The 3465-nt window shown below is 54.5% G+C and carries 3 protein-coding genes; 1 reads left to right on the top strand and 2 read right to left on the bottom strand.

Annotated features, from left to right (window positions below):
- Positions 1–59: 59 nt before the first annotated feature.
- Positions 60–905 carry a PA4780 family RIO1-like protein kinase gene (locus tag NHH03_RS01505; RefSeq protein WP_253153950.1) on the bottom strand — a complete coding sequence of 282 codons (846 nt, stop codon included), beginning with the start codon at positions 903–905 and terminating at the stop codon, positions 60–62.
- A 424-nt stretch (positions 906–1329) separates the two neighbouring features.
- Here NHH03_RS01505 and NHH03_RS01500 point away from each other — a divergent pair, with 424 nt between their 5' ends.
- Entirely contained in the window at positions 1330–2064 is a 735-nt protein-coding gene (locus NHH03_RS01500; RefSeq protein WP_253153949.1) for a hypothetical protein, read from the top strand.
- Between the two features lie 1121 nt (positions 2065–3185).
- On the opposite strand, the gene NHH03_RS01495 is transcribed toward NHH03_RS01500, so the two are convergent.
- Positions 3186–3465 (bottom strand): hypothetical protein (locus NHH03_RS01495; protein WP_253153948.1); only part of this gene is annotated, 280 nt, incomplete at its 5' end.

Here is a 3465-nt window from a genome sequence, read left to right as displayed (position 1 = left end):
AATCTCGATTTAGCGGTATTGACCGATTGCCCGCTGGCTTGGTGGACGAGGTGGCTGAATCAGCCGTTTTCAAATCGGTCCTGTCGGTCCAGTTCTTCTTCGTAGGCGATGTCGATCATGTGCAGGACAGAATCGACATCGGCTGCTGCGGTTGAAAATTTGAATTTGCCGGTCAGTTTCAGATCGGGGGCCAGCTCGCTTTTTTCGTGCAGTTCCCACATCTCTTCGGCGTAGTGAGTCTTCGCCAGCTGCGGAGCAAACTGTGCGTAATATTGGGTGATGTTCCGAACGTCGCGCTGCAACATCGTCTTGGCATTGTTGTTGCCTGATGCATTGACGACTTGTGGGAAGTCGATGATGACCGGCCCTGTCTCGTCCTGCAGGACATTGAATTCCGAGAGGTCACCGTGCACCAACCCGGCACATAGCATCCGCAACACATAGATCATGACGGTGGCGTGATCTTTTACCGCTTGTTCGGCCGACAGGGTGATGTCGTTCAGTCGCGGTGCCACGCCGCCCTCACCATCGGTGATCAGTTCCATCAAGAGCACGCCATCGAAAAAACCGTAGGGCTTGGGGACTCGGACACCCGCATCGGCGAGTTTGTACAGCGCGTCGACTTCGGCCCGTTGCCATACCACTTCCTGTTGATCCCGGCCAAATTTAGACCGCTTTTCGATTGCCCGCTGTCGGCGGCTGTTGCGGATTTTTCGGCCTTCCTGGTACTGCACCGCGTTCTTGAAACTGCGTTTGGCAACATCCTTGTACACCTTGGCACAGCGAGTCTCGTCGCCGCAACGTACCAAGAAGACCTGGGCCTCTTTGCCGCTCATCAGTGAGCCCAGGACTTTGTCGACGAGCCCGTCTTCGATCAGTGGTTTGATACGCGGGGGGACTTTCAAGAGGCTACCGATTGAGAAGCGTGAAAGCTTCCGCAGAAAAGGAAGGTGGGAATGACCAGGGAGACAGCGGCCCTGCAGTAACAAAGCGTCCCGCGAATAACGTAGCATGATGCCGCAAATGTCGCAAAGAGGCTCTCTGTATCCCCCCATCTCGGGTGCGCAAGATGCAGCCTGCGGGAATCGCCCGGGCGGGGTTGATGAACAGCCACGCTGGGTCTCTAAAACGCCAGCCACAGTCGCTCAGGCGGCTCTTCTGCCCGCTACTCGCAATCGATTGCCAACGATGAATTTGCGTCGATCGATGCCGATGCCATGAATCTTCCGGGACCACGCTCGGGAAACCTGTGGCAAACAGGGAACACAAACCCTAACCTAAACCGAAGAGACCCCGGTCTACTCGCCCGAAGGACGGCTTGCGTGGTTTTTGAAGTGGAAAATCCATCGTCCGTCCTCGGTGACGGCTGACGTTATTTTGCAAATGATGCACCACACATTTCTGCCGCTGATCTTTCTCGCCTTGCTGCTCGTCAGCATCTGTGGATGCGATCGCTCTCACCCAGCGTCGTCTGACACGCCGTCTCAGATCTCATCTTCCGAGCGGCAGCAGTTACTCGACGCTGTTGCCGAAGCCGAACGTGAAGCACAGAACACCGTTTCGCCAGCACCAATCATTACTCTTGCCACGCCACCCGGGTGGTCAAAAACTGAAATGCGACCGTTACCGCCAGCTGATCACGGATTTACCGTCGCCTACGAGCATGAATCAGGATTAGCCGTCACGCTGTACCAGTTCACTCGCGGCCACACCTCAATTCCCAATGACGTCAATTCATCGCTCGTCAATGAGGAGATGCGGCACGCAAAAAACGGGATCGAACAGGCAGTTCAACTCGGCTATTGGCAGGATGCAGAGGAGACGCAATCCAAAACCGTCCAACTCGGCGACTCACCGCAACAAGCATTGTGGTCACAGTATCATCTGACAGTTGACGGTATGGTTCTCGCCTCTGATATCTACGTTTGGGCGCAGACCAACACGCTGTTCAAACTTCGTTGTACATGTCGATCAGAAGACGTGGCATCAAATCAGGCAATTCTTGGCCCGTTGCTCACCGCACTTGGTTCGTCTGGTGACGCAACGATCGACGAAGCAAAATAACCAATAAGAATTTGACATCGCATGAAAGCACGGCGGTGTTGGCATTGGTTCTCTATCGATCCTGAAGAGGGGCTGGCTATTTGAGCGGACGAGCCGATGCTCAATTCTCTGTTCAAGAACGCCGGTTGCGTGATGCCGAGGGGCGGCAGTTTCGCAGTTTCGCAGGCTCGGTGGATTGGGGGCAACTCGGTCTTGGTGACGGTGGACCTCGTGTTGCCAGTCGAATGTGCTCGACCCGTTTGCCTTCACTTCCGGTGCGATTTGTATTGTTGATTCCCTGGCGGTTGGAACCGGAAAGTGACCAAAGCTTGGTCGAATAAATCCTCCACACCAACCAAGCATCCGAAACGAGGGGTGGACTTCAATCGCTTTGTGTGGATCAACATTGATTCTCCGTGTCTTGGTGCCTCCGTGAGATCGATTGGTCCGGGGGGCTCTCACAGAGGCACGAAGGCACGGAGACGAGATAGCAATCGGTCGACGGTGCGGTAGTGCGGTAGCCTGCACGTTGCGTTGCCGAGAAACTCTGGCATCATCGGATCAGTTGGCGGGATTTATTTCAGCGTTGAGATCAGCGGTGTCCGTCGTGGTATGCGGAGCTTCGGTTGCAGGCGTTTCGACAGCATTGGGTCGAGGCAATGGGTGGGGGATAGACCGATTGGTACATGGAAACGCAGGTAGAAGGTGCAAAGGATTCATCGCCCGCCGCAGTCTCTCCCCCGCTGCAGTTGTCTCTTGCGGGAATGACATCACAGCGATCCTTTGCAATAGAATCATTCTGACGCGGATCGCTTCCCCGCCAACCCGACCCAGGTGATGGTCGACAACGTTCAACGCCCGTTGGATCCGGGTACCTCCGGTACCCGGATCGGTCGCATTTCGTTATGCAAATTAGTGCGCCTCGTTACGCGACGGATGAGGCCCGTCGTAGCGCAACGCCATTCCTTCTGCCCCACGCGACACCGTGTTCGATCGACTTAAGATTGCTCTCGCCGAACTCAGGTATCAAATTGCATTCATCGGAATCGTGTTTTCGTTGATGGGATTTTGCGTCTGGCAAGTGGTTTCTACTAATCCAATGGAGCAGGCACTTCTTCCAGGACTTGCTGCGTTGGGTGGATTCATTTGCGCCGTGGCACCCGACGAAGTTTCTGATTGGACAGGATTTTATGGTTGGACGACTCAGCAATATCGAAACTACCCAGCTGATTTCCTTCGCGGGTTTGGTACTTTGGTTCTAGTTGCGAGCGCAATTTATCTGTGGCAAACTTAGTTGGTACCTGCCATCGGATGCTTCGGTCCGCGTTTTTCGTCGTGTGAGCCAACGGGTCGGATAAAGCAATAAGAATTTGACATCGCGTGAAAGCAGTGACTAAAACTTGGTCGGATAAATCCTCCACA

The sequence above is a fragment of the Stieleria tagensis genome, from assembly GCF_024129865.1.
Taxonomy (GTDB): Bacteria; Planctomycetota; Planctomycetia; order Pirellulales; family Pirellulaceae; genus Stieleria; species Stieleria tagensis.
This window is presented reverse-complemented; position numbering and strand designations above follow the sequence as displayed.